Origin of the sequence: Clostridium uliginosum, from assembly GCF_900112485.1 — a bacterium.
In the GTDB taxonomy this organism is placed as follows: domain Bacteria; phylum Bacillota; class Clostridia; order Clostridiales; family Clostridiaceae; genus Clostridium; species Clostridium uliginosum.
In genome coordinates this window covers 13566-40068 of the sequence record NZ_FOMG01000018.1, presented here as the reverse complement: position 1 = coordinate 40068, position 26503 = coordinate 13566, and the positions used below count along the sequence as shown (strand labels likewise).

Annotated in this window: 22 protein-coding genes; all 22 read left to right on the top strand. The window is 27.8% G+C overall.

All coding sequences use genetic code 11. From position 1 onward, the window contains the following. The first annotated feature begins 318 nt into the window (after positions 1–318). The 22 genes from BM027_RS11955 (at position 319) to BM027_RS11850 (ending at position 26481) form a co-directional block, all read left to right on the top strand. Positions 319–1575 (top strand): CHAP domain-containing protein, encoded by a 1257-nt coding sequence (locus BM027_RS11955; RefSeq protein WP_090092037.1) that lies wholly within the window; start codon positions 319–321, stop codon positions 1573–1575. A 51-nt stretch (positions 1576–1626) separates the two neighbouring features. Beyond that, positions 1627–1812: a hypothetical protein gene (locus BM027_RS11950; RefSeq protein WP_090092034.1), complete on the top strand. Its 186-nt coding sequence runs from the start codon at positions 1627–1629 to the stop codon at positions 1810–1812. Positions 1813–1870: 58 nt separating this feature from the next. Then, on the top strand, positions 1871–3373 hold the full coding sequence (locus BM027_RS11945; protein ID WP_090092032.1) for a carboxypeptidase M32: 1503 nt from the start codon (positions 1871–1873) through the stop codon (positions 3371–3373). A 220-nt stretch (positions 3374–3593) separates the two neighbouring features. Continuing rightward, positions 3594–4667, top strand: a complete 1074-nt coding sequence (locus BM027_RS11940; protein WP_090092029.1) for a pyridoxal-phosphate-dependent aminotransferase family protein — start codon at positions 3594–3596, stop codon at positions 4665–4667. An 86-nt stretch (positions 4668–4753) separates the two neighbouring features. After that, complete coding sequence (locus BM027_RS11935) at positions 4754–5662, top strand: D-2-hydroxyacid dehydrogenase (RefSeq protein ID WP_090092027.1); 909 nt, start codon at positions 4754–4756, stop codon at positions 5660–5662. Positions 5663–5984: 322 nt separating this feature from the next. Next, positions 5985–7241 (top strand): DUF1015 domain-containing protein, encoded by a 1257-nt coding sequence (locus BM027_RS11930; RefSeq protein ID WP_090092024.1) that lies wholly within the window; start codon positions 5985–5987, stop codon positions 7239–7241. A 585-nt stretch (positions 7242–7826) separates the two neighbouring features. Continuing rightward, positions 7827–8039, top strand: a complete 213-nt coding sequence (locus tag BM027_RS11925) for a hypothetical protein (protein ID WP_090092022.1) — start codon at positions 7827–7829, stop codon at positions 8037–8039. Further along, complete coding sequence (locus tag BM027_RS11920; protein WP_090092019.1) at positions 7990–9117, top strand: AAA family ATPase; 1128 nt, start codon at positions 7990–7992, stop codon at positions 9115–9117. The genes BM027_RS11925 and BM027_RS11920 overlap by 50 nt, the downstream gene beginning before the upstream one ends. Further along, positions 9114–10379: a TnsD family Tn7-like transposition protein gene (locus BM027_RS11915; RefSeq protein ID WP_090092016.1), complete on the top strand. Its 1266-nt coding sequence runs from the start codon at positions 9114–9116 to the stop codon at positions 10377–10379. Before BM027_RS11920 ends, BM027_RS11915 begins: the two co-directional genes overlap by 4 nt. A gap of 236 nt (positions 10380–10615) precedes the next feature. Then, positions 10616–12043, top strand: coding sequence for a hypothetical protein (locus BM027_RS11910; RefSeq protein WP_090092013.1), 1428 nt, complete (start codon positions 10616–10618; stop codon positions 12041–12043). Positions 12044–12314: 271 nt separating this feature from the next. After that, on the top strand, positions 12315–14207 hold the full coding sequence (locus BM027_RS11905; RefSeq protein WP_090092010.1) for an ATP-dependent nuclease: 1893 nt from the start codon (positions 12315–12317) through the stop codon (positions 14205–14207). Beyond that, a complete protein-coding gene (locus BM027_RS11900) occupies positions 14207–15970 on the top strand; it encodes an ATP-dependent helicase (RefSeq protein ID WP_090092008.1) in 1764 nt (587 codons plus the stop codon). The genes BM027_RS11905 and BM027_RS11900 overlap by 1 nt, the downstream gene beginning before the upstream one ends. A 56-nt stretch (positions 15971–16026) precedes the next feature. Next, positions 16027–16272: a hypothetical protein gene (locus BM027_RS11895; RefSeq protein ID WP_175559982.1), complete on the top strand. Its 246-nt coding sequence runs from the start codon at positions 16027–16029 to the stop codon at positions 16270–16272. Positions 16273–16361: 89 nt separating this feature from the next. After that, a complete protein-coding gene (locus BM027_RS11890) occupies positions 16362–16853 on the top strand; it encodes a hypothetical protein (RefSeq protein WP_090092005.1) in 492 nt (163 codons plus the stop codon). A gap of 201 nt (positions 16854–17054) precedes the next feature. Beyond that, complete coding sequence (locus BM027_RS11885; RefSeq protein ID WP_090092003.1) at positions 17055–17477, top strand: hypothetical protein; 423 nt, start codon at positions 17055–17057, stop codon at positions 17475–17477. 57 nt (positions 17478–17534) lie between these two features. Next, positions 17535–17861: a hypothetical protein gene (locus tag BM027_RS11880; protein WP_090092000.1), complete on the top strand. Its 327-nt coding sequence runs from the start codon at positions 17535–17537 to the stop codon at positions 17859–17861. Between the two features lie 40 nt (positions 17862–17901). Then, a complete protein-coding gene (locus tag BM027_RS11875; protein WP_090091997.1) occupies positions 17902–18519 on the top strand; it encodes a hypothetical protein in 618 nt (205 codons plus the stop codon). 19 nt (positions 18520–18538) lie between these two features. After that, positions 18539–18727: a hypothetical protein gene (locus BM027_RS18575; RefSeq protein WP_242943326.1), complete on the top strand. Its 189-nt coding sequence runs from the start codon at positions 18539–18541 to the stop codon at positions 18725–18727. 209 nt (positions 18728–18936) lie between these two features. Further along, complete coding sequence (locus BM027_RS11865) at positions 18937–19206, top strand: NHL repeat-containing protein (RefSeq protein WP_139209549.1); 270 nt, start codon at positions 18937–18939, stop codon at positions 19204–19206. Positions 19207–19686: 480 nt separating this feature from the next. Continuing rightward, complete coding sequence (locus tag BM027_RS11860; RefSeq protein ID WP_090091991.1) at positions 19687–20511, top strand: hypothetical protein; 825 nt, start codon at positions 19687–19689, stop codon at positions 20509–20511. A gap of 202 nt (positions 20512–20713) precedes the next feature. Next, positions 20714–25141, top strand: coding sequence for a CehA/McbA family metallohydrolase (locus BM027_RS11855; RefSeq protein ID WP_090091989.1), 4428 nt, complete (start codon positions 20714–20716; stop codon positions 25139–25141). Positions 25142–25323: 182 nt separating this feature from the next. Continuing rightward, positions 25324–26481 carry a YibE/F family protein gene (locus BM027_RS11850; RefSeq protein ID WP_090091986.1) on the top strand — a complete coding sequence of 386 codons (1158 nt, stop codon included), beginning with the start codon at positions 25324–25326 and terminating at the stop codon, positions 26479–26481. The last annotated feature ends 22 nt before the right edge of the window (positions 26482–26503 follow it).

Below are 26503 nucleotides of genomic sequence, written 5' to 3'. Positions count from 1 at the left end.
AAAAAATATACACCGTATATTAAATTGTTATTAAAAAAAGATGTCTTAATTTATAATCAATAATAAGAACAAGTCCTATAAGATTATGATAGTAAAATATTATATTTCTTATAGGACTTTTTTTATATGCCTTAGGCATATTCAAAAAAATAACTAGTCAGTATGCTAGTCTATTTTGCATCTTTGACTTGTTATTTTCTTTCATATGCCTATAAATTTGTGAATTTATTAATTTTAAGTTAATATTTAAGTTGTATAAATATAAATTGTAATTAAACATATTAAAGAAATTTATAAGTAAAAAAGGGGTAAACATTAGTGAAGAAGATATTTCTTAAAAAGATAATAACAACAGCTATTATAAGTACAATAATATCAACTATGTATCCAGTGGCAGCTTCAGCTACATGGATTAAAGATTCACAAAACAAGTGGAATTGGACTGAAAATGGAGAAAAGGCAATAGGTTGGAATTTAATTGATGGAAAGTGGTATTATTTTAGTAATGATGGAATAATGAGTATAGGGTGGATTAGGTATAGCAATAAATGGTACAACCTATCTTTAAACGGAGCAATGAATACTGGCTGGATAAAGAATTCAGATGGTAATTGGTATAATTTATCCCAAAGTGGAGAAATGAATATAGGATGGATAAATGAGGATGGTACTTGGTATTTCACAAACTCTAGTGGAGCAATGCAAACAGGAGTAGTTGAAATTGATGGAAAATCATATATATTTTCAGAAAGTGGTTCTCTATTAAAAGATCAAGAACAAGTAATACAGAAACTAGAATCCTCAGATGATAATGACAAAGAAGGAAAAACACGTGTAGGTTATGTTGCTACAGATAGTAATCCACTAAATGTCCGTTCTCAAGCATCATTATCTTCAGATATAATAGGAACTTTATCAAAAGGAACTAAAATTATTCTTATTGATGAAGAAAACAATGGATTTTGGCATATATCTGCAAATGGACTTGATGGATGGGCAAGTAGTACATGGATTAGCTTTGAAAAACCAGTCGATAATCAAGAAAATGTAATTTCGGATTCAGATAATAATTTAAATAGTGATACAGATACTAATACTAATTCAAACTCAAGTAACGCTCAAATAAGAACTACTGCACCAGATACTGATAATAAATGTTATTATTCAGACGCAAATGTTTTTTATCAAGTAAAACTTTCTCCACCATTTTTAAGCAAAGGAAGTAAAATACAAGGTAATTGTACATGGTATGCATGGGGACGCGCTTGGGAGATGATTGGATATAAGCCAACAGCAGCAGGATTGATTGGAAATGCTTGTTCTTGGTGGGAAGAAAATAAGGAAAGTGGAAAATATAAATATGGTTCCACTCCTAAAGTAGGTGCAATTGCAGTATGGAAGTCCTCAATGCCAAACTCTGGAGGGCATGGTCATGTTGCAATAGTTGAAAAAATTGAAAATGGTAAGACTTACATATCAGAATCAATGTGGCAAACTGTTCTCTTCAAATATAGAGAAATATATGGCACTCAAGATTTATATGGATATATTTATTTAGATGAACCTAATTATTAAAATCAATCCGCTTAGCGTATGCTACACGAGATGTATTAAGGAGATGATATTATGCCAGCTGGAAATGGTGTGAATTGTGGCGACTGTCCAGAATTTAAAAGTGAGAAGTGTAATGGAAAAGATTTGACTTGTTTATGTTATAGATGCCCAAGAAAATTAGCACAATGCATGTGTGTAAAATATTGTAGAGAAACTGAATCAGTTTTATTCTTTGATGAAGAATATAGAGATTATTAATTTAAGGCATATTGGATTGTTATTTTTTTCAGATGCCTAAGAGGGGGATGGATGCATTATGAATCAAAAAATACAAGAAAAGTTAAATGAAGTAAGAGAACATGTAAGTAAAATTGAAGAGCTAGATAGATTGTCAGCCCTTGTTTATTGGGATATGAAGATATGTATGCCGAAGAAAGCCTTAGAACAAAGAGCTAATACGCTTGCATATATAACAGGAGAATCTTTTAAACTTACAACAGGGGAAGAAGTAAAAGAATTTATCAATTATTTTAATCCAATAATAAATGAATTATCCATAGTTGATAAGGCTATGATGAGAAATTTAAAGAAAAATTATGAAGAAACAAAAAAGATTCCAGAAAAGATACATAAGCAATATTCTATTGTAACATCTTTATCAGAAGCAGCATGGGAAGAAGCTAGAGAAAAGAATGATTTTAGTATATTCAAGCCTCACTTAGAGAAGGTAGTTGCGTTTCAAAGAGAATTTGTTGAATATTTAGGATATAAAGAAAATAAGTATGATGCTTTACTTGGAAAATTTGAAGAAGGTATTACTGTTAAAAAATTAGATAAAATATTTGGAGAACTAAAAGAAGGAATTTTAAATATATTAGAATATATAAAGAAAAGTAACAAAAAAATAAATAGAGAGTTTTTAAATGCAAAATTCGATATAAAAAAACAAAAAGAAATAAGCTTATATTTGTTAGATAAGATCAAATTTGATATGGATGCTGGCAGATTAGATGAAACTACTCATCCATTTACAACTAATTTTGGAAATAAAGATGTCAGAATAACAACTCACTATTTTGAAAGAGATTTATTATCTAATATATATAGCATAATCCATGAAGGTGGACATGGATTATATGAATTGCACATTCCTGATAATTTACTAGGGACAGGTCTTGCAATAGGGGCTTCAATGGGAATACATGAATCACAATCTAGATTTTATGAAAATATCATTGGTAGAAGTAAGGAATTTATAAAAGTAATATTACCATTTATAAAAGAGAAATTCTCTAACTTAGAAGATGTAACTTTAGATGAATTTTATTCTGCTGTAAATTATGTTGAACCATCTTTAATTAGAACAGAAGCAGATGAATTAACATATAGTTTACATGTAATTATAAGATATGAGATTGAAAAAGAATTAATAAATGGAGATATTGAAGTTAAAGATCTTCCAAAGGTATGGAAAGAAAAATACATTGAGTATTTAGGAGTAGAGCCTAAAACAGATAATGAAGGGATTCTACAAGATATGCATTGGTCAGATGGATCTTTTGGATATTTTCCAAGTTATGCATTAGGTAATATCTACGGAGGCCAGTTTTTAAATAAACTTATGCAAGATAACGAGAATGCAATAAATAATTTAGAAGATGGTGATATGAGCTATATTAATGAGTGGTTAAGTAATAATATTCATAAATATGGAGGAATATACACTCCAGAAGAATTAGTTAAGAAGGTTACAAGTGAAGAACTTTCAACTAAATATTTCTTGAATTACTTAGAAAATAAATATAAACAAATTTATTAACAATATATTCCACAATAAACTGTAGATATTAAATCAACACATATATATAGATATTTTAATCAATTTAATTATAAAAACAATAAAAATGTATCAAATTATTACTTTTAAATCAATAAAGTATTGAATTGATTATTAATAAGTAGTAAAATGGACAAATAACTTATAAGCAATAAACTATAAATAAGTAATAAGGCACATTAAAAATGGGGGGGATTTCTAAATGCATAAAAAATTATTTATTCCAGGGCCAGTTGAAGTACGTGAAGATGTGCTTCAAAAAATGGCGACACCAATGATAGGACACAGAAGTAAAGATGCTTCAGCACTTCAAAGGAGAATAAGCGATAATTTAAGAAAGTTGTTTTATACTAAGAATGAAATACTTCTTTCTACAACTTCAGGTAGTGGACTTATGGAAGGTGCTATAAGATGTTGCACAGCAAAGAGAGCAGCTGTATTCTCAGTGGGGGCATTTGGGAAAAGATGGTATGAAATGGCTATAAGCAACAATGTTGAAGCTGATTTATTTGAAATTGAAATGGGTCAAGCTATTGATCCAGCAGAAGTAGATAAAGCTCTAAGTACTGGTAAATATGACTTAGTTGCTGTAACACACAACGAAACTTCAACAGGAATAATGAATCCAATCGATGAAATTGGTGAAGTAGTTAAAAAATATCCAGAAGTTGTATTTATTGTTGATACAGTAAGTTCAGCAGCAGGAACAAAAATAGAAGTTGATAAATGTGGAATTGATGTTTGTATCACATCATCACAAAAAGCTCTTGGATTACCTCCAGGACTAGCAGTATGTACTTTCTCACAAAAAGCAAAAGAAAGAGCTGAAAAAGTACCTAATAGAGGATACTATTTAGATTTATTACAATTATATAAGTATATCCAAAAGAAGGATTATCAATATCCATCAACACCATCACTTTCACATATGTTTGCTTTAGACTATCAATTAGATAATATAATTAATAAAGAAGGCTTAGAAAACAGATTTGCTAGACATCTTGAAATGGCTAAAATAGTTAGAGCATGGGCTAAAAAATATTTTGATATTTTCCCAGATGAAAATCATTTATCAAATACATTAACTACTATAGCTAATACAAGAAATATTGATGTTGGAGCTTTAAACAAATCACTTGGAGAAAGAGGATTCCAACTATCTAATGGATATGGTGGATTAAAGGACAAGACATTTAGAATAGCTCATATGGCAGATTGTACAGTAGAAGATGTTAATGAGTTACTTAGAAATATAGAAGATATTTTAGGATTATAAAAAGCATAAGGTGCATCTTTGACTTGTTACTTTCATTTATGCGCCTAAGTAAGTTAACGGTAAATTCAAAGGGGGATTTTTTTATAATGATTAGAGTATTAACAAACGACGGGTTACAAGCAAAAGCAATAGAAGCATTAAAAGATTCAGGAGTGGAAGTTATAAATGAACATTTTCCACAAGACATATTAGGGGAGAAATTAAAAGAATTTGATGCATTAGTTATTAGATCAGCTACTAAAGTTACAGCAGATGTTATTGATGCAGAAAAAGGTGGAAATTTAAAATTAGTGATTAGAGCTGGTGTTGGCATAGATAATATAGATGTAGCTTATGCTAAAGAAAATGGATTAACTATTAATAATACTCCAGCAGCTAGTTCAGATTCAGTTGCAGAACTTACAATAGCTCATATGTTTGCAGTTGCAAGATTTATAGGTATATCTAATTTTACTATGAGAAATGGTGAATGGAATAAGAAGAAATATGAAGGCTCTGAGATAACAGGAAAAATATTAGGAATTATTGGAATGGGAAGAATAGGACAATCTCTAGCTAAAAAAGCTACTGCTTTAGGTATGAAGGTTGTATATTATACAATAGAAGGAAAACATGATGATTTAGATTATGATTTCTTAACATTTGAAGAAGTGCTTAAACAAGCAGATTTCTTATCTTTACATGTCCCATATGATAAAGTAAATGGTTCATTAATAGGAAGGAAAGAATTAGACTTAATGAAAGACAGTGCTTATATCATTAATTGTGCAAGAGGCAAGGTTGTTGATGAAGAGGCATTATTACAAGCACTTAATAACGGAACTATTGCAGGTGCTGGTATTGATGTATTTGAAGAAGAACCAACTAAAAATGAAAAATTAATAAATCATCCAAATGTTAGTGCAACTCCTCATATTGGAGCAGCAACTAAGGAAGCACAAAGTAGAATAGGCGATGAGGTTGTTTCAATTATTAAGGATTTCTTTAATTTATAAACTAACCGTTTAAACTTCATATTGATTAGTTATTTTTTTGAAGATATCTAAGGCACATTAAATCAGTGGAAGTATTGTATTTTTCACTGATTTTTAATATATATGTTCTAATTAAGTTAATACATTTATAATCTTTTATATAATTTTTACAGAAAATTATATCTTTAATTAACAATATCTAGTTAGAAGCATATATATCTTACATAAGGCACATTTAAATTTGTACCTAAAATTAATATTTTACTTTTAGTAAGTGCTAAAATTTGGTAAGATTAATAAGGATAGAAATACAATAAAAAGAATTGGTTAGGAGGAAATTTTAATGGCTATAGTTAGACCTTTTAAAGCAATAAGACCAATTAAACAATTAGCTTCAAAAATAGCGGCTCTTCCTTATGATGTTATGAGTAGTGAAGAAGCGAGAGAAATAGTACAAGAAAATGAATATTCATTTTTGCATGTTGATAGAGCAGAAGTAGATTTAGATTCTTCAATAGATGTACATGACAAAAAAGTTTATGAGAAAGCTAGAGAAAATCTTGATAGTATGATTACAGATGGTGAATATTTTCAAGATGAAACTCCATGTCTTTATATTTATAGACAAATAATGAATGGAAGAGCTCAAACTGGAATAGTATTTTGTGCTTCTATTGATGATTATATGAATAATGTTATTAAAAAGCATGAATTTACTAGGGCAGATAAAGAGCAGGATAGAATTAATCATGTTGATTATTGTGATGCAAACACAGGACCTATCTTCTTGACATATAAAGAAGATCAGATAGCATCAGAAATAATAGAAGCCTGGATTGAGAATGAGAGTAAAAGACAGCCTACATATAATTTTGTAGCTGAAGATGGGATAAGCCATATTGTTTGGGTTATTGATAATGAAATTATTATAAATGAAATTATTGATTTATTTAAAGAAATAGATTACTTATATATTGCAGATGGACACCACAGGTCAGCATCAGCAGTTAAAGTTGGATTAAAAAGAAGAGCATCTAATCCAAACTATACTGGTGACGAAGAATTTAATTATTTTTTAGCAGTTGCATTTCCAGATAATGATTTAATGGTGATGGATTATAACAGAGTAGTTAAAGATTTAAATGGATTAAGTAAAGATCAATTAATAGAAAAGCTTAAAGAAAAATTTAATGTAACAAAATCATCAAATAATGAATCAATAAAGCCTAGCAAAAAGCATACATTTGGTATGTATGTAGAAAATGAGTGGTATTTACTAGAAGCTAAAGATGGAATATTTAATGCAGAAGATCCAATTGATAGCCTTGATGTTGCAATACTACAAAAAAATGTTCTAACACCTGTCTTAGGAATTGAAGATGTAAGAACATCCGATAGAATAGATTTCATTGGTGGAATAAGAGGAATTAAAGAGCTTGAAAGAAGAACTAATAAAGATATGAAGATAGCATTTTCAATGTATCCAACTGAAGTCAGTGATATTATGGATGTTGCAGATATATGTGAAGTAATGCCACCAAAATCAACATGGTTTGAACCAAAATTAAGAAGCGGATTATTTGTACACAAATTAAAATAATTGTCCCTGTCAAAAAAAAGATTAACTAAGAAATAAAAAAGATTGACTACGAGGCGGAGTAGTAAAAAATAGAATAAAAAAGAAGTGAAGAGAGAGCATAAAGGCGAGGAAAACAGAGCTTTAAAAGAGGTTTTGTGATCTTGAGTTTATGCTCTTTTTTTGCGTTAAAAATTAAGGCTCATTTTCAGTTTTTATTCAATTTTCCTTCATTATATATAGTCAAATTTTTTTTACTGCTTGTTTTTAGAATTTGGCGTGAGTGTAGTGGTGGTGACGATTGAGAGAGGTGTTTCCATTTTATTGTTTTCGTCAATCTTTTTTTTACAGGAACATAGTTACAAATTAATTTATACATTTAAAAATAGTTATGAATGAAAAAGATTGAATGAGAGAAGAATATTTAATTTGATAAATAGGCTTAAGAAGTGTTGTTATAAGGATTACAAGGGATTTTATGTTAAAAAATAGAGATGATTTATATCTAGTAGTATGTGGTCAAAAATAAAAAAGATTGATTAAAGTAAAATAAAGATTAAATATTGTAAAAATAGATAAAATATATTCAAATATTAATAGGAGGATAAAATGATTGGTTTAGAATATATATTATCTCTTTATGGAATGCAACGTCAGGAATTAGTAAAACAGTTAAAGATAAAGCAGCCTAATTTTAATTTGTGGATTTCTGGAAAACAAAATGTATCTAGTTTCAATAGAGTTCTTAGCAACTTTCCTCAAGTTATAGCACATTACCAATATAAAGATTTGTATTTATCAAGTTGTTTGGTTACAAATTGATTGTCCGTTTGATGGTAGTGTTAAAGGGCTTTGCATAGATTTTTTTAATAGAATAGATCAAATTTTAGGAACTAGATATTTTGAAAAATATGCAACTTCAAAAAGAACAGTTGATACATTGTTAAGCATCTTAGGACAAGTAGCCAGAAACAGCGGATTAGGATTACTCATAATAGATGAAATACAACATTTAAGCCAAGCAAAATCTGGTGGAGTAGATAAAATGTTAAATTTCTTTACTACATTAGTAAATACAGTTGGAATTCCAGTAGTTTTGGTAGGAACAATGAAGGCGAAGAATCTGCTCCAAAATGATTTTAGGATGGCAAGAAGAACATTAGGAACTGGGGGGAACATAGTATGGGAAAGACTAAAAAATGATGAAAGTTTCAGTTTACTAATTGATACAATATGGGAGTATCAATTTACGAAAAAGAAAACACCATTAACAGAAGAAGTTATTAACTTATTATATGAAGAATCCCAAGGGATAATAGATATAGCAGTGAAGATATATGCAATGGCGCAAATAAAAGCAATATCCACAGGAAGAGAAGAAATTACTGTGGATATAATTAAGGAAGTTGTGGATAAAAACTTAAATGCAGTAAAGCCAATGATAGAGGCGATGAAAAGTAATGATATAAGGAGAATTGCTAAATATGAAGATATATGCACTATTGATTATGAAGACTTTCTAACGGAAAACAATACTGATGTTAATTTAAGTTCCAGAATACAAGATTATAAAGTTGCTAAAAGAAAAAAGCAGTTAAGCAAAAAAGAAGAGGCTCTTATAAGATTATTAGAGTTAGATATAGATAAGAAGAAGGCTATTTCTGGTATAGAAAAGGTATTATCAGAAGATGAAGAAATAGGAATAAATAAATTGGTGGTTGAAGCAATAAAGGTAGTTGATACAATAAAAGTAACCAGAAATAAAAGTTCGAATTTAAAAGATGACGATATTAGATCTATAATAAAATCTGCAAAGGAAGAGGATAGATCACCTTATCTGGCTTTAAAAGAAAAGGGATATATAACAAGTGCAGATTTTGAAATGAAAGAGATTGTATGATCTCCTTTTTTCCTGCTCCTTACCAAGATGAAATACTTTATTCTATTTTAGCAAGATACCATTTAAGAAGCGGAAACACTAGTTATTTTACAACCAATGAAGATTTATATAATGGAGGTATTATTACTTCCAGCATTGATTTACCATCAAATAATAATATATTGGCAGAAAATATACCTAAATTATTTGGATATACTGCAGATGAAATTATAAAGAATTACAGTCTATTTAATTACTATACATCTTTTGTTGATGTTCATGAAAAACAACTTGCATTGGAAATGCTAAAAGGAAATGATGGAAGAGGTGTGCATTCGATAGTTGGAGCAGCACAAGTTAGTGTAAAACAACAAGGATATTTTAAAATATGTCCTATATGCTGCAAAGAAGAAATACAGGATTACGGAGAAGCCTATTTACATAGAATACACCAGATTCCAGAAGTATTTATCTGCAGTAAACATCAAGTTCCTTTAAAGATAAGCAAGCAGCCAATATACTATTATGGAAAAAATTCGTATGTCCCATTGTTAGAAGTAGAGTTTAAAGAAAACATTACAAATGATTTGTTCATTAATAACTTGGAACATTTCGTAGCAATTAATCAGTATATTGAATATCTATTATCTAATGAAGTTAATAATAAAGATTATTTGTGGATTACGGATCAATATAAAAATAGATTAAGAGAATTATGCCTATGTACGCCATCTGGAAGAGTAAAGATAGATCAAGTAGAAAGTAGATTTATTAAATTCTATGGAGAGGAATTCTTAAGCCTATTTGATTTAAATATCTATAGCAGCAATATTACAAACTGGATTAAGTATATGCTCAGAATAAGCCGATCCAATGTAAATCCAATAAAGCATTTGCTGCTAATAAGATTTTTAGGAATAGATTTAGAAGAATTTTTTAATAAGACGATAAAGTACAAGCCTTTTGGGGATGGTCCTTGGATTTGCCTAAATAAAATCTGTGATAACTATTGTAAGCCAGTAATAGAGAGTATTGAAGTAAATTATAACTGTAGTAAGAAGAAGCCTGTTGGTAAGTTTAAATGCGAATGTTGTGGATTTACCTATGCTAGATGTGGGCCGGATGTATGTGAAGAAGATAAATATAAGATTGGGAAGGTTATTACTATTGGTGAGAGGTATAAAGAAGAGATAGAAAGTCTTGCGAGGAAAGGCGTTAGTATAAGGTATATATCTAGAGAACTTGGTGTAGGTCAGAATACGGTAAAAAAATATATACTATAGATACAGATAACATTAAAATTAATAATAACTTTTGCGAGTACAAAAATTAGATATAGCATGTAGTAATAGGAAAAATATAAACTTAATTTTAGACTATTACTATTTGTTTTTTTATTTCATATATTCAATTAAATATGAAAATAAATTAGAATATATTAGGTGATTAATATTTTGTAAGACAACATAAGACATTAAATGTATGGAATTATTTTAAGAAAGGATGTGGAGCATCAATTATGAAATTTATATTAGAAGTATTTATTAAAATAACATCTGAATTTGAATATATTTATAAAGAATACAAAGTAGAGAGGAAAGTTTACGACTATATTATTCAAAGTATATATTCATTAGTAATATCGGTGTTGCTAGGACTACCATTACAAATAATAATGGCAATGATATTTATAAGATTAGATATAGGCATTGAATCAAAAAATATATATAATTTTATCATTCCAATATATATTTTTATAGTTCTTATTTTTCTTATAAGTTATAATCAAAAAAATAGTAAAATTAGATTATCTGAATCATTACTAAAAGTATGTTATCTATTAAAATTAGTTAAATGGGAAAAGAATATTAAAGAAACGATATTAAATTTGTTAATTATTCCATTAGTTTTGTCAGGAATAATAATTGGATTATTAGTGCCAAACAGCATGGATAGCAATAAATATATAGTGACTTGCATTATAGTTTTAATAATAAATCTAATTATAACATTGATATTATATGGTGAATTTCAATATGATGAAGAAGAACGTAGTATAAGGCAATTCATTTTATGGGGAATAATATTTCTATTAAATGTAGTTTTGAATGTTTATCAATACAGTATTTTTTTAAATGATACTAATTTTGATAAGAGCCAAATGGTTAGTTTTTTTATTACAATTTTTGGATTAATATTTACTCTAGCCACAATAGGTGATAAAGCAAGATATATGTATGATAAGTTATCAAAGGCTCATAAGGATGAAGTTGTGAATTATATGAATAATTTAGAAAGTAGATGGATTTGTGAAGTTGTGAATTCATTTAATAAATTAATCATGTATGGAAAATTTAATTCAAGAAAAGGGAAAAATGGAATAATAACATTTAGTAAGCATAGTGCAATTTGGTCTATGATTTTAATAGGATGCTTATTATTAGAGAGTATAATCGAATATATCTTCAAAAAATATTTCAATATTTTTATAGAAAATTTTCAGAAAAGCACAAATCAATTTAAAATAATGTGTTTTCTAATATTGTTGTTAATTTCTTTAATATTTATTGTTTATAGGTTTATAATTGATTATAGGAATATGAAAATAGATCAAAAAATCATTGGATTTAGTAGAGTTTTTTTAATTTTATCTGCTATTTTATTTTTTACCTCAGATCTTTTTAAAGGAAATATTCAAAGTGCTATTAGATATGTATCGATATTATTCTTTTTAGCATTTGTAATAAGTATGACTATACAGGAGTTTTATGTAAAATTAGAAAATAAAAGAGTTAATTTAAAATCTAGTGATAAAAAATCGAATAAGAAAGAAAAGCAGATAAGTGATAAAAGTTTAAGCGGAACTAATATAAAGGACAATAAATATAAAGATAGGGAAATATTAACAATAATAAATGATACTCCGATATATTATTCAAAAAAATAATTTAAATTAAGTTAAGAAAATACTTGATATTTTGAAATAGAAATAGTTATTTTAATTAATGCAAATTAATGAAATGGGATTTTGTAATACAAATACGTTGTTTACATAATACCCATTTTTTCTTTGTTGAAAATTTATACCAATTCTAGAAAATTTCCATTAAATATAGTCAATGCTTTTATTGGGGATATTCGTGAATACTTGGAGGTTTTATGGAATAATGTTACAAATATTGTTACAATAAGATTAAGGATTGACAGGAGGATTAAAGATGTATATTTATAAAATAATTATAAAGAACTTTAGAACAATAAAGTTATTAGAATGGAAACCTAATAGAGATATTAATATTATCATTGGAGCAAATGGCTCTGGAAAATCTACTTTGGCTACAGCGTTAGATTATTTACTAAATCCTTATTTACAGTGGTATAACAAGACTTTATCTGAAATAGATTATTATGATAGAGATACAAGAAATGATATTCTAATAGAAGTTTGGTTCAAAGATGTAGAAGATTTTATTATTGAAGATGGAGAACTATTACTAGAGCATATAGATAAAAATGATAAAATTAGTGAAATTGGTGAAGAACTTGTTTTAATAACAAGATTTAAAGGAAATTCTGATAGAAAAGCATCACATACAATTGTATCAAATGGAAAAGAGCAACCATTTAGGCAAGCACATAAAGGAATATTAAATTATAAATACATAGAAGCAGAACGTGATCCATTAAAGGAACTTTCATTTGTAAGTAATTCTGTACTTTCAAAGATAATAGAAAATGATAAATTAAGTGACTTAGTTAAAAGTATAATTGATGATTTTAACAGTGCATCAAGTAATTCACTAATGAGTGATACATATTTTAAAGAAAGTTTATCAAATTTGGGCAACAATTTTGCTAAGTTTGATTTGATAGCGAATGATGAAGTTGCAATTGGTGTTGAGGCGACTGAATTAACGGAACGGAAGACATTACAATCATTTAGTCTTGTATGCAAAAATAAAAATACTTCAAACTATATACCTCTTAAGTATCAATCTAGAGGGATAAAAAATTTAATGTTACTTATAGCACTTCAAGAATTGATGAGTAGCCATGGAATACTATTTTTAGAGGAACCGGAACAAAATCTCGAGCCATTTATGCAGAGAAAAATAATAAAGAAAGTAAGTAAATCCAACAAAGGTCAATTGTTTTTTACTACACATTCTATAGAAGTAGCAAAAGTATATGATTTTGATAATATATTTTTGATGAAAGATGGTACAATGCAGAATTTGCCTAAACCTGAAGAGGTTGATAATGCTTTTGAAACTAGAATAGAGAAATTTGCAAAAAGAGAACTAATATCTGGATTGTTCTCAAGAGGAATCTTATTGGTAGAAGGAGATTCAGAGTTATCTGGGCTGCCTTTATTTTCTCAAGAGTATATTAACGGTTTAGAAGATAGTGGAGTAGAAATAATCAAGGGTGATGGCAAAGACAATGTATTTAAGTATGCACTTTTTTATGATAAGTGTAGTGTTCCATGTCTTTCTCTTGTAGATAATGATTCAGATATTAATTGGCTATTAAATAAATACTCACAAAATAATATTAAAAGTATAATTTTATGCCAGCCTAAGGATTATGAAACATCTATCGTAGGGATGAGTGTATTTCAAGAATGTTGGATGGAATTATTTGAAGAAATATATCCATTTAAAAAATATAAGGATAATTATATAAAACCATTTGTATCAAAGGATTCTAAAAGTGAAGTATTAAAACAAAAATATCAAGAAGAAGAATATAAAAAGATTAAAACATTTGAGGAACTAGTTGAACTATTGAATGGTGATGAAATAAAGGAATTTCAAAGAGAGTTTTTACATTTAAATTTAGCAGGAATTGTTAATTCAAAGTATGTAGCATCTTATTTAATTGATAAAGCCGAAGAGAAAATGTTAGAAGATTTTCTTCCATCTGCTTTTTCAAATATATTTAATCTTGTTGGAGTATATATGGGAAATAATTCTGTATGTGAAAATTCAGCAAGATGTATAGTTAATAAAATATCAAACAATTCATTTGAATGCACAGATATCTGTGAGAACTGTGGTAGTATAAAAACTGGTTATAAAAATGTGCTACAAGTAAAGGGTGATTCATAATGATACCAAATAAAGAGCAGGAAATAATAATTAATTATTTTACTAGAGATACTGATAGAAAAAGAATACTGTTAGTTGAAGCACCTCCGGGGACTGGAAAAACTTATACAGCAGTTTCTGCTTCTATGAATTATATACGTTGGAATCTAGAGAAGGATTTTAAATATAATAAGAAAGTGTTAATACTAACATTTTCAAAGAATGCAAGAGCACAAATTGATAAACAATTAGATGATTTAGATTTTAATAAAAATAAAATTTCAGATTATATTGAGATTTCGAATTTTCACTCTTTTTTTCAAAAATACGTATGGGCATACAGCAATTATCTAGGATTGAATGCAAATTTAATTATTACCTCACCTAAACAAAGAAAAATATATTTTGAAGAAGCGCTCTCACATATATCGGATTATACTGGAGAGGATGAACAATATGCATGGGTTGACTCCCTTTTAGAAGGTGATTTTTATCCAATTACGCCTAAAGGAAATATTAAACCCGCTGTTAAAAAATTAATTCCTTATAAAGAAGAAATACAAAATAGTATTATGAAATTAAACAAAGAAGGATATATGGGTTTTTCAGATATAGGATATTATATGAATAAATTATTAGAAAAGTCGTCATCTTTACTAAACATTATTCAGAACAAATATCCGCTGATAATTTTAGATGAGTACCAAGATGCTTCGGATTTACAAGATACGATAGTTAAGAAATTGATTGGAAAAAGTAATAATGCAATATTTTTTGCAGATTCAAAACAAATGATATATGGATGGAGAGGTGCATCATCTAATAGAATTATAAACTTGCGAGAGGAGTATGGGGAGCAGATAGAGCAAAGCGAACTCGTTACTTCTATGAGATTTAAAGGTCGAAAAGATATTGAAGGTATACTTAGAACTGCAAGAGAAGGGAAGTACGATATAAACAGTTTTATATCTTCAGAAAATGCTAAGTATATAAAAATAAAAGTTAGAGATAAGAACTTATTTTCTAAACAAAGTAAAAATATTATGTATTCAAACTTAAAATATAAGATAATAAATGCATTACCTAAATTTGAAGAGCGAAAAGATAAATCTATAGGGATTTTATGTAGGTATAATGAACAGGTTCGTTTCATTAAGAAAGCATTAAGAGAGGAATTCAATGTTTATTCACAAACAATTAGTAATAATGAGGAAGAACATAATATAGTATGTGATTTGATTGATTTTTATGTTAAACAAGATCAAGGAATATCAATAGATGAATTAAGTCAAGAAATAGTTAAATATATTTTTTCTGTTGTATATGATGATGGTATTGGAGCCATAAAACGAAATAAGTTAAGTAGTGTAGGATATTCGAATCTTAAAAATGCAAGGTTACAATTTTTAAAGCAAGTTGCTGCTTATGTTGAGAAAGCAGATGAAAGCAGAGAATATTGGGGGTGTTTATCTAATTGTATAAACTTGGTACCGTATAGTGAATTAAAGATAAATCATGATAATTTATCTTTAATAAGAAAGATTTTATTAACTAATAATAAATCGGCAGATAAAATTACCGATTTATTTTTACAATATCAATACCAAAAAGCATTTAAAGAGTTAAAAGGAATATATGTTTTAAATGTACATCAATCTAAAGGAAGAGAATTTGATTTTGTTTATTTAGTTGATAGAGAATCTTTGAATAGGGAACAAAACTTGTTGTATGTTGCCCTTAGTAGGGTTAAGGAAAAAATAACAATTTTTGATTGGGTCTTATAAAATATGTTTATCAAAATATAAAATAATGTCTTATGGAATTAGGAAGAAGTTATATAATGCAAGGAAGTAAAGCAACTAGATGTACCATAATTAATAGCAACCATGGAATTATGAATTATTCTATAATTGGACAAGGTGTAGTAAACGGATATTACGTTAAATCTGAAGGATGTTGCAATTTTGATCTAACTAAAGATAATAAAACACTTTATCAAATGATATTACATTTGATAGATAAAGTTACTGGTAGTATCGATATTGTCTCGCTATACTTAATACATATCTGTGTATCTAGTTTTTAAGATAGTTAGATAATTTATAGTCTGTAAAGGAAGTAAACTTTATGGATAAAGGTAAAAGTGAAAATTATAATTTGTAGGAGACATGTGATATGAATGAAGAAGTGATTGCTGAATATCATATTAAAGAAATGAAAAAAGAGAATTTAGAAAAATATAAGAAAGCCGGAGTCTGGGCTTTATGGGCTGAGAATAAACAGGGGAAAAGAGTATGCCTTGAAGTTGGACAAACGACAAACATATATAAAGAGATAAATAGTGCACTTTATATATTATCTAACGAAGATGATTTAAAATGTAAACAGTGTACTGAGACATATGATTCAAGGCAAAGGTGTAAGGAATATAGTGTCAAATTTAATATTCATAAGTGTAAATCATGTGAATATGTAAGTAATCTAAGAATAAAATCTTGGAAAAGGAATCCTAGATATATTGATAAATACCAAGATATGATTTTAAATTATCAGAAGTTTGAGTTTGTATCAGTAGATATTTCTCCTGAAATGGAAAACAAAACTAGCAGATGTGAGACAGAAAAGAAATATGCACAAACAAAGCAAGCATTATATTGGTGCGGATAATTTTGTTGCAACATAGCAAAGAAACAAAATTAGTAACTCCAGTAAATGTACAAATTTCAATTTTATAAGTAAAACAAGTGTAAGGTTTGTTGAGTTAATATATAGTTATAATAAAAGGTGAAAACAAACATATAGTATTGAATTATCATGAAGAACTATTAATAAATATTATTCCAGTTATAAATGAGGAAGTGTATAAATATGATAGAGCAACAAAAAAGAAAATTTAAAGATATTTTAGAAAAAACAGAAGAGATTAAAAATTTTCATGAGGAAAATATAAAAGAATTGAAATATATACTTGATTATATGGAAAGGGATATTTCAATTAAAGAAAGTGATAATATTGAAACTATTATATTAAAAAAATATATTGAGTGTGGTGCTATTAAAAGAGTTTGTGAATTTTTAAATGATAATGGCTACAGATTAATTACTAAAGATCATAATAGAAAATATACTACTGATGATGTATCTCAAGTGATATTTCCTTATAAACCCAATGAAGATGAAGAAGAAAAGGCAATTAATGCAGATGAAGAGTTAAAAGATATTGTAAAGAGAATGCACTTATACATATTTAATAGCAGTTATGGAAGACTAAAAGTTAAAGAATTTAAATAAACATTAGAGTATATAACAGTAGATAAAATATTAAGCAAGGAGTGTAGATGTTTTACTATGTCAGAAGAAGAATTAAATGTTTTGTTTAGTGGTCTTATTGGGACAAGATTAGCAATTAGAGTTAGGTCTTTGTATACTTCTTGTATAATTAAATTTGAATTGTCTAATTTTACATTTTCAAGTGGAGGTCATATCAGTAACGTAAGTAATAGTTTTATAAAAGATAATAATGTTAATTTACATGATATAGATTCTAATATAGCATTTCGTTTTGAATATAAAGATATAGAAAGCATAGAAAAAGGGAATAGAGAAAAATGTGAATTGAATTTAATTTATAGAGATGGGACAAATGTTACAATATATAAGGAAGGTAATTTTTAAAATACTTTCATTTAGTAATCGCTTTAAGGGGAATATAAGCATGATACAAGTTATAAAACGTGAGTTTGAAAAAATAGATGAATTAGTTAAGTATATTAATAATACTAGCATTAGTTATGGACATTTAAAAGATTATCAGATAATGAGAGAAAACAATAAATGTATTGTTCTTTTAAATTTTGATATTCCAAGTGCGGTTTGCCAATTTTTAGAATTGGCAAGGTTTGATATAGTAAGGGATAAAAGCCATCTTATATATAGGATGACTTATAAAATAGAGCCAGAAGAAAAGAATAAGGATTCATGGACATCAATGATATATTTTGATGATTTAAGATGTGGTGTCCAAATACAAGGGATTTTTGGATTTAAAAGTACCTATTCATTAGCAACAGTTACTTATGATAAGTTTACAGATTATTTTACTGTTCAATTAAGAAATTTTGATTTTGAAAGAAGTATGATAGGGTGGCATACAGATATAGAGGAAACTTTATTTGTTAAGGACATAAATCATGAAATTATATATAATCATGTAGTTAAATTATTACTTAACAGAGGTTATCTAATTGATACAATAAGTTTAAAAGAGTTTAAAGATCATGTATATTATCTTACTAAATGGTTGAATAAGAAAAATTTTAACGAAGATAAATAATTTGATGGAGAAATTCAAAATGAAATTAATTTCAAAATATGGGTGGTCAATAGTTCCTCAAGACAACAGTTTTTTGTATTATGAGATGAATAGTAAAGGTCAAGAAATAGGCTATTTTTTAGATATTCTTTTGATAATAGTATTGTTAAGATTGATAAGGATACTTATTCTGAATGCAAATATGGTAAGGGGTATAAGAACATATTAAAGTATTTTGAGAATGATGCAGTTGTACCAAGTTCTATAATGTGTGGTGATGGTACAGTTATTGTTACGGAATTTAAGGATTCGTATATTCATATGTTTGATAAAAACGATAATTTGATTTAGATCAATGAATCAATGGGGTCATATAACAATATATACAGTTTAGCATATGAAATTGGCTTTCTTTGGTGTGTATATCCCACCTCAAATATGATAAAAAAATTTTCGTTAAATACTTTTAAAGAAGAAGTTTCAATAGGTGGAGTAATAGATAAGATATTTAATTTACCAGAGTTTGCAATAGCATATGATAACAAATTATATGTGTGCGACATGGGCAATGATAGGATTTGCATAGTAGATTTAGGTACAAATGAGATAAAAGAATATCTTAAATTCAATGAGCCTACTTGGGAATACTTTCAGATTAATGGAAAAGAAATTGTTAGGCTGAAATCAGGAATTTACATCTTAAATTAAGTATACTTTATATATGCACATTCTTCAGAAATGGTATAAAAACAAATATTCTACTAAGATATGAGGAGTATAGAAATTGAATATTGTAAATGATAGTTATCTATGTCCCCGTCAAAAAAAGATTAACTAAGAAATAAAAAATATTGACTATGGACGTGGAGCAATAAAGTTAGAGAATAAAAAGAAGAAATAAAGAGAGCATAAAACATTGAAAGAAGAGCCTTTGAGGAGGTTTTTTAATTAAATATTTTATGCTCCTTTTTTAATTAAATAAATATGCTAAAAAACTTTTAAAAATATAAAACCAAATTAAGTTTTTAGGTATCTTAATAGTGAAGATAAGGCACGTATAATTTAAGAAGTATTTTACTATAACAATAAATAAATCCTATAAATTAAATAATTTATAAAAAATATAAGCTTACATATTGAATAAAAGGATGATAAAATGAAAATTATTATGATTTAGGGGGAAATAGAATGAAAAACAAAATAATAGCAGTTTTAGCTATTACATGTATTATTACATCTTTTAATTTAATAGGATGTACTGAAAAGAAAAATGAAACTAGTCAAGGGGTAGTTAAAACTACTCAAGAAAAACAGGAAACAGCAGAAGAATATGTTGAAAAAATGTATAAGGGGTTAATAGATAAAAAATTAACTTATGAAAATTTATGGGAAGATTACTTTTCTAAAACAAGTAAGAATATAGATATGCTAAATAAAAAAACATATGTAAGTAATGCAGAAGCAAATGATTTTAAAAATAATATAGTGCGTACAGATATAAAGATAGTATCAAGTGAAGAAGTTAAAGAGGGTATATTTAAAGTTAAAAGTATTTTAAAATATACTGTAAATGGAAAGGAAAATTCTGAAGATTTAATTGAATATGTAATAAAAGAAAATAATGAGTTAAAATATCTTCCACAAGGGATTATGTCTGTTGAAAAACATATGAATACAACTATAAATAATATTAATTATCAAAATGTTAATGTAGTTAATTATGTAGAAGGTATAGGTATATCAACTGATATGGTAAATCAGTCTGAAAGTGGAATAGCATTAGGATGGGCTGATGGACCTACGGTTATATTGAAAACTGACAAAGGGGAATATTCGTATAAATTAAATACTACAAAAGTAGGAATAGGACAAACTAAAAATATTTCAATATATTTTGATAAGGCAGAAGGTACACCTCAAGAAGTAGTAATTAATAACATAAATTATTTAGGTAACACAGGACTTCCGAAAGATTATACAGGAGGACAGACACAGAATATAGTTATAAAATAGAAAATAAAAGGATAGAGTAAGAAACAGAAAGCATTGAACTTCAATACTTTCTGTTTCTATTTTATGAAAATAATTATAAATTATATTTTAAAAATATGAAAGACGAAGAATATAAATCACATGTTGAATTTACAAATATTGTATGATAAGATAAATTTAGGGTGGAAATAAATTTTTCTTAAAATTAAGGGGAGGGGAAATAATGATTAAGAAAAACAAAAAAATAATTGCTTTATTAATCTCAGTGTCAGTTTTAACAACCTCTGTTATAGTACCTGCTAAAAGCACATTTGCTTTAGATAATATAGTGGGATCAATCTTAAATGATAATAAACAGGAACAAACTGAATCAAATGTAAATGTAACTGATGATGGTATTAATATTCCTAAAAATGAAAGCGATAACATACAGGAAAAAAAGGATGATACAGCAAAAGATAAACCACAAGATACAGCAACTGAAACTCCAGCAGATACATCAACAGACAAACCAAGTGAAATTCTAACAGATAAACCAGTAGATAAACCTAAGGATAAACCTAAGGATGGAACTAAGGATGAAACTAAGGATGAAACTAAGGATGAAACTAAGGATGAAACTAAGGATGAAACTAAGGATGAAACTAAGGATGAAACTAAGGATGAAGTAAACGATACCATAAAGATTGAGGATGCCAGGAAATTAGAAAAAGGTAAGGAAGCTATAGTATGTGGAGTTGTTTCATTCAATGATAGAAATAATACACTTCATATTGAAGACTCAACAGGTTCAATAGCAATTTCAAATAAGACTAGTAAAATAGATTTTAAAAAAATAAAGAAAGGTAATTTAGTTAAGGTTAAAGGTACAAAAGATACTTTTAATAAACTAGAACAATTACAAGCAACTGAAATAGAAATTGTTAAAGAAAAAGAAGAACTTAATTCAGATCTTTTAACAGTATTAGAGTTGAATTCAGGAAAATATGATTCTAAGTATGTAAAAATAGAAAAAGCAATTATAGATACATCAAAAAAGACATTAACTCAAGGAAGTGATGTTTTAAATATATATTTTATTCCAACTGGAATAGATGTAAAAACAGGTGATATTGTAAGTGCAGAAGGCACTATGGGAAGGTATAACGATACAATACAAATATATGGTGGGTCATGTAAGTTTACCAAAGCTCCAGAGCTTACTATTAATCACACATCAATTGCAAGAGCAAATATGAATAATGACTTAACAATAGAAACAGGAATAAGTAATGGTGAAGCTAAGAGTGTAGAACTAAATTATAAAATTAAAGGTTCAGAAGAATTTACAAAATTAGAAATGATGAAAGGATCAGAAGGAAAGTACACTACTACTATAGCTAAAGAAAATTTAAATTTAAAGGGATTAGACTATTATATAGTAGCTAAAGGTGAAGATAAAGAAATTAAAACAGATACTTATTCCGTAAGAATTATCAATGGAGATGTTGAGCCACCAGAAATTTGTGATTTACAACCAGCAGAAAATTCTAAGGTCGATATGGAAGCGCTCACATCAATAAAAGCTTCATTTAAATCTGAAAAGAATATAAATAAAGATTCTATTAAAATGTTTTTAGACGATAAAGATATAACTTTAGAAGCTAAAAAAATAGATAATTCGGTTGAGTATACTCCAACTGAAAAATTGAAATTTGGATCTCATAAAGTAAAAATAGAGGTTAGCGATGAGCTAGGAAATATAACAACGAAAGAATGGAATTTTAGAATACCTAATAATGGACAATTAAGGCATTTATTTGGACAACTTCATTCACATACAAATATTTCTGATGGTACAGGTTCATTAGATGAAGCTTATACATGGGCAAGAGATCATCATGCTGACTATTTTGCAGTTACAGACCACTCAAATTGGTTTGATAATGATATTTCAGCTAACCTTGCAGATGGATCAAAAAGTGAAAAGTGGACTACAGCACATAAAGTAGCTGATAAGTATAATAAAGAAAACGATTTTACGGCAATTTATGGTTATGAAATGACTTGGTCAGGCTCAACTGGAGGCTGGGGACACATTAATACATTTAATACACCAGGATTTGAAACAAGAACTAATAAAGCAATGGATCTTCAAAATTATTATAAGACTATACAATCACAACCACAGTCAATATCACAATTAAATCATCCGGGAAAAACATTCGGGGATTTTGCTGATTTTGGTTTTTATAGCGAGGGTGCTGATAAATATGTAAATCTAGTTGAAGTAGGAAATGGTGAAGGCCCAATAAGAGGATCAGGTTATTTTCCAAGCTATGAATATTATACAAGAGCATTGGACAAAGGATGGCATGTTGCCCCAACTAATAATCAAGATAATCATAAAGGAAAATGGTTTACATCAAATAATGCTAGAACAGTAATCATTGCTGACGATAATTCAAGAGATTCAATATATGATGCTCTCAGAGAAAAAAGAGTATATGCTTCAGAAGATACAAATATGACAATTGATTATAGCGTAAATGATGAAGTTATGGGAAGTTCCTTAGGAGAAACAGATAAACTTAATTTTAAAATAAAAGCAACCGATAAGGATGATCCTATAAAGAAAGTTTCAGTTATAGCTAATGGAGGTGTTGAAGTTACATCTAAAGAATTTGATACTGATGATGTAGATTGGAATTTCACATTAGATCCAGAGTACAGTTACTATTATGTAAAAGTAGTACAAAAAGATCAAGATATAGCAGTTACTGCACCAGTTTGGGTTGGAGATGCATTAAATGTAGGTTTATCTAATGCAACTGTTGATAATGATATGACCTTTCCAAATCAAAATGTAGGCGTAAGTGTTGGAGTTTTTAATAATGGAGAAAAGGATTTAGATAATGTAAATGTTGAGTTCTTTAAAAATGAAATAACTGAAAGTAATAAACTCGGACAAGTTAAAATTGATAAAGTGCAAGGCGGAAAGACTCAAAATGCCTTATTTAATTGGAAAGCAGGAGGAGAAGGGGAATATACAATTTATGCAAAAACTACAATTAATGTAGGTAAAAAAGATAAATCTTTTACTACTAGTATTAAAGTAAAAGTTGTTGATCCTGAAAATTCTTATAAAGTTTTAGTAGATGGTGCACATTATAATCAATATACAACTGGAGATTATGCAGGAAAATGTACTGCATTTAAATCTTTATTAAAAGATAAAAATACAATAACAATAATAAATAAAGATCCTATAAGTGATGAAGCTCTTAAAGGAGTTAAAATATTAGTGCTTACAAATCCTCAAAGTGTAGATAATTCTAAAGCAGGTTTAAAAGCAAGTAAGTTCCAACCGGAAGAAATACAAGCTATTAAAAGATATGTAGAAAATGGAGGTAACTTAATATTATCAACTAGAGCTGACTTTAAGGATGGAACTGGAGAATATAGTAATGGAGCTCAAATGAATCCAGTTTTAGAGGCAATAGGAAGTGACTTAAGGATAAATGATGATGAAGTTATTGATACTACAACTAATGGTGGACAAGAATATAGATTATATTTAAATAAATATAGCTCACCGAAATATAATTTAGTAAATGGAATTAAGGATGGTGAAGATCAATACAGTTTCTATAATGGTGCTTCAATAATTCTTAAAGAAGGTGCAAGTGGAGAAAATGTAGACTTTTTAGTAAAGGGACATGAAACAACAACTGCTAAAGATGCAGACGGTCAAAAGGATAATGTTCCAGTAGAAATAGGAAAGGTAAATACTATTGGTGCTGAACAGTTAGCAGGTGGAGGTAAGGTTATTGTGTCTGGTAACACATTCTTCTCAGATTTTGAAATTGATGGAACTAATGGAGAGAAGTACTCAAACTTAAAAGTTACAGATAATATTATCAATTGGATGATACCTATAAAAGAAACTAAAGTTGTTAAAATAGGAGATATTAGAAAAGACGAAAATAATGATGGAAAATTAGATTTATATGGAAAACAAGTTACCGTTGAAGGGTATGTTACTTCTCAATCTGAAGCAGTAACACCTAAAAATTCATTTTTTGAAGTTATTTATGTTGAAGATGAAACTGGTGGAGCATGTGTATTTGGAGTATCAAATACTGAATTAAAGGTTGGTCAAAAAGTTAGAATTACAGGAACTGTTGATGCATATCAAGGAGAATTAGAAATTTCATTAGCAGATAGAAATTCTGGTTCAAGTAACAGTAATATTGAAGCTAAAAACGTTAAATTAATTAATAAAAATATTAGACAAGTAGACGCTACAAAATTTTCAACAAAGGATAGTATGTTACCAGTTAATGGCGGTAAACTTGTTCAAGTAACAGGAAAAGTCATCGATATGAATGAATCAAATTTATATATCGATGATGGTACAGGTGTATCAAGAGTATATGTTGAAGGATATATATGGGATGGAATTAATGAAAATGTGAAAGGTAAATGGGATCCTACAATTAAAATTGGAGATACAGTATCAGCAATTGGACTAGCTTCTATGGATCCAGAAGGTGCAAGATTAAGAGTAAGAAATACAGGAGAAATTAAAATAGCTGGTGATGAGGAAATTAATAAGGATGAAACTGTAACTAAGTATTGGATTAACAATAACTGGACAAGAAAAAGATAGAATTCTTAACGAATTATAAATAAGACTCTGTTTTGAAACTGTGTTGATATTAAAACAGAACGTTAAATAAACAATAGTTTATTAAGATAAGAATAAATATACTATGATATAAAGGGCATTTTGGAAGTTATAGTTACTATTTTAAGATGTCCTTTATTTAAGAAATAAGAGGAGAGTTTTCTGTGGAGATAAAAAAATATAAAACCGATATTATATTCGTAATAGTTACTATATTTTTAGGTTTAATAATTATTTTCTCATCAAAATTAATATTTGATAGTGGATTTATAAAGGATAAATTAAATCAAGGAGTAGAGTACTATGAATCCCAGGTGTTAGATATAAGTAAAGAAAATCTTCAAAAAGATAAATATATTGATGATATAGAACTTGGATATCAGCAAATAAAATTAAAAATCTTAGATGGTCCATATAAAAATCAAGAATTTAAGGTAATCAATAATATAAGTAGGTTATATAATACGAAAGTAAAACAAGGAAGTAAAGTAATAGCATCAGTATATATTACAGACGGAAAAATAAGTGATATTGCAATATCTAGCTTTAAGAGAAGTCAAGTATTAATAACTATGAGTGTATTGTTTCTAATAACAATATTATTAGTAGGTGGATTTAAAGGCTTAAAGGCAATTGTATCATTAATATTTACAATAGTTTGTGTTATATATTTAATGCTACCTTTAATGCTAAGAGGGGTAAGTCCTATATTATCATCAATTTTAGTAGCAACTATAAGTATAACTGTGACATTGTTATTGGTTTCGGGAATGAGTAAAAAGAGTTTTTCAGCAATAATAGGAACTTTAATGGGAGTAATAATAGCTGGAATTCTTGCTTACTTATTCGGTAAATGGGGAAATCTTTCAGGGATAAATATGACAGATGCAGAAAGTATGATGTATATATCAGAAAATACTGGACTTAAGATAAAAGGAATAATGTTTGCAGGTATATTAATATCAGCATTAGGTGCTGTAATGGATGTTGCTATGTCAATAGCCTCAGCAATATTTGAAATATGTTCATTAAATAAAAATATTACTATAAGGGAATTGTTTAAGAGTGGAATGAATATCGGACGAGATATAATAGGGACAATGTCAAACACATTAATTTTAGCTTTTGCAGGGGGCTCATTGAATGTACTAATATTAATCTATTCTTCTAATATGAGTATGGATAGATTACTTAATTTAGATATATTGGGTACAGAATTAATTCAAGGATTAGCAGGAAGTACAGGAATAATACTAACAGTTCCTATAACGGCTGTAATTGCATCTTATTTAAGCAAAAATAAAAAAGGATTAAAAATTTAGAGTTTTAAATATAAAAATATTA

Excerpts from the sequence above, each read along its gene's own strand:
- BM027_RS11895 (WP_175559982.1), top strand. The coding sequence starts at position 16,027 with ATGCAAGGAAGTAAAGCAACTAGATGTACCATAATTAATAGCAACCAT.
- BM027_RS11930 (WP_090092024.1), top strand. The coding sequence starts at position 5,985 with ATGGCTATAGTTAGACCTTTTAAAGCAATAAGACCAATTAAACAATTA.
- BM027_RS11865 (WP_139209549.1), top strand. The coding sequence starts at position 18,937 with ATGATAAAAAAATTTTCGTTAAATACTTTTAAAGAAGAAGTTTCAATA.
- BM027_RS11910 (WP_090092013.1), top strand. The coding sequence starts at position 10,616 with ATGAAATTTATATTAGAAGTATTTATTAAAATAACATCTGAATTTGAA.
- BM027_RS11880 (WP_090092000.1), top strand. The coding sequence starts at position 17,535 with ATGTCAGAAGAAGAATTAAATGTTTTGTTTAGTGGTCTTATTGGGACA.
- BM027_RS11905 (WP_090092010.1), top strand. The coding sequence starts at position 12,315 with ATGTATATTTATAAAATAATTATAAAGAACTTTAGAACAATAAAGTTA.
- BM027_RS11890 (WP_090092005.1), top strand. The coding sequence starts at position 16,362 with ATGAATGAAGAAGTGATTGCTGAATATCATATTAAAGAAATGAAAAAA.
- BM027_RS11900 (WP_090092008.1), top strand. The coding sequence starts at position 14,207 with ATGATACCAAATAAAGAGCAGGAAATAATAATTAATTATTTTACTAGA.
- BM027_RS11885 (WP_090092003.1), top strand. The coding sequence starts at position 17,055 with ATGATAGAGCAACAAAAAAGAAAATTTAAAGATATTTTAGAAAAAACA.
- BM027_RS11935 (WP_090092027.1), top strand. The coding sequence starts at position 4,754 with ATGATTAGAGTATTAACAAACGACGGGTTACAAGCAAAAGCAATAGAA.
- BM027_RS11925 (WP_090092022.1), top strand. The coding sequence starts at position 7,827 with ATGATTGGTTTAGAATATATATTATCTCTTTATGGAATGCAACGTCAG.
- BM027_RS11855 (WP_090091989.1), top strand. The coding sequence starts at position 20,714 with ATGATTAAGAAAAACAAAAAAATAATTGCTTTATTAATCTCAGTGTCA.
- BM027_RS11915 (WP_090092016.1), top strand. The coding sequence starts at position 9,114 with ATGATCTCCTTTTTTCCTGCTCCTTACCAAGATGAAATACTTTATTCT.
- BM027_RS11950 (WP_090092034.1), top strand. The coding sequence starts at position 1,627 with ATGCCAGCTGGAAATGGTGTGAATTGTGGCGACTGTCCAGAATTTAAA.
- BM027_RS11945 (WP_090092032.1), top strand. The coding sequence starts at position 1,871 with ATGAATCAAAAAATACAAGAAAAGTTAAATGAAGTAAGAGAACATGTA.
- BM027_RS11940 (WP_090092029.1), top strand. The coding sequence starts at position 3,594 with ATGCATAAAAAATTATTTATTCCAGGGCCAGTTGAAGTACGTGAAGAT.
- BM027_RS11860 (WP_090091991.1), top strand. The coding sequence starts at position 19,687 with ATGAAAAACAAAATAATAGCAGTTTTAGCTATTACATGTATTATTACA.
- BM027_RS18575 (WP_242943326.1), top strand. The coding sequence starts at position 18,539 with ATGAAATTAATTTCAAAATATGGGTGGTCAATAGTTCCTCAAGACAAC.
- BM027_RS11875 (WP_090091997.1), top strand. The coding sequence starts at position 17,902 with ATGATACAAGTTATAAAACGTGAGTTTGAAAAAATAGATGAATTAGTT.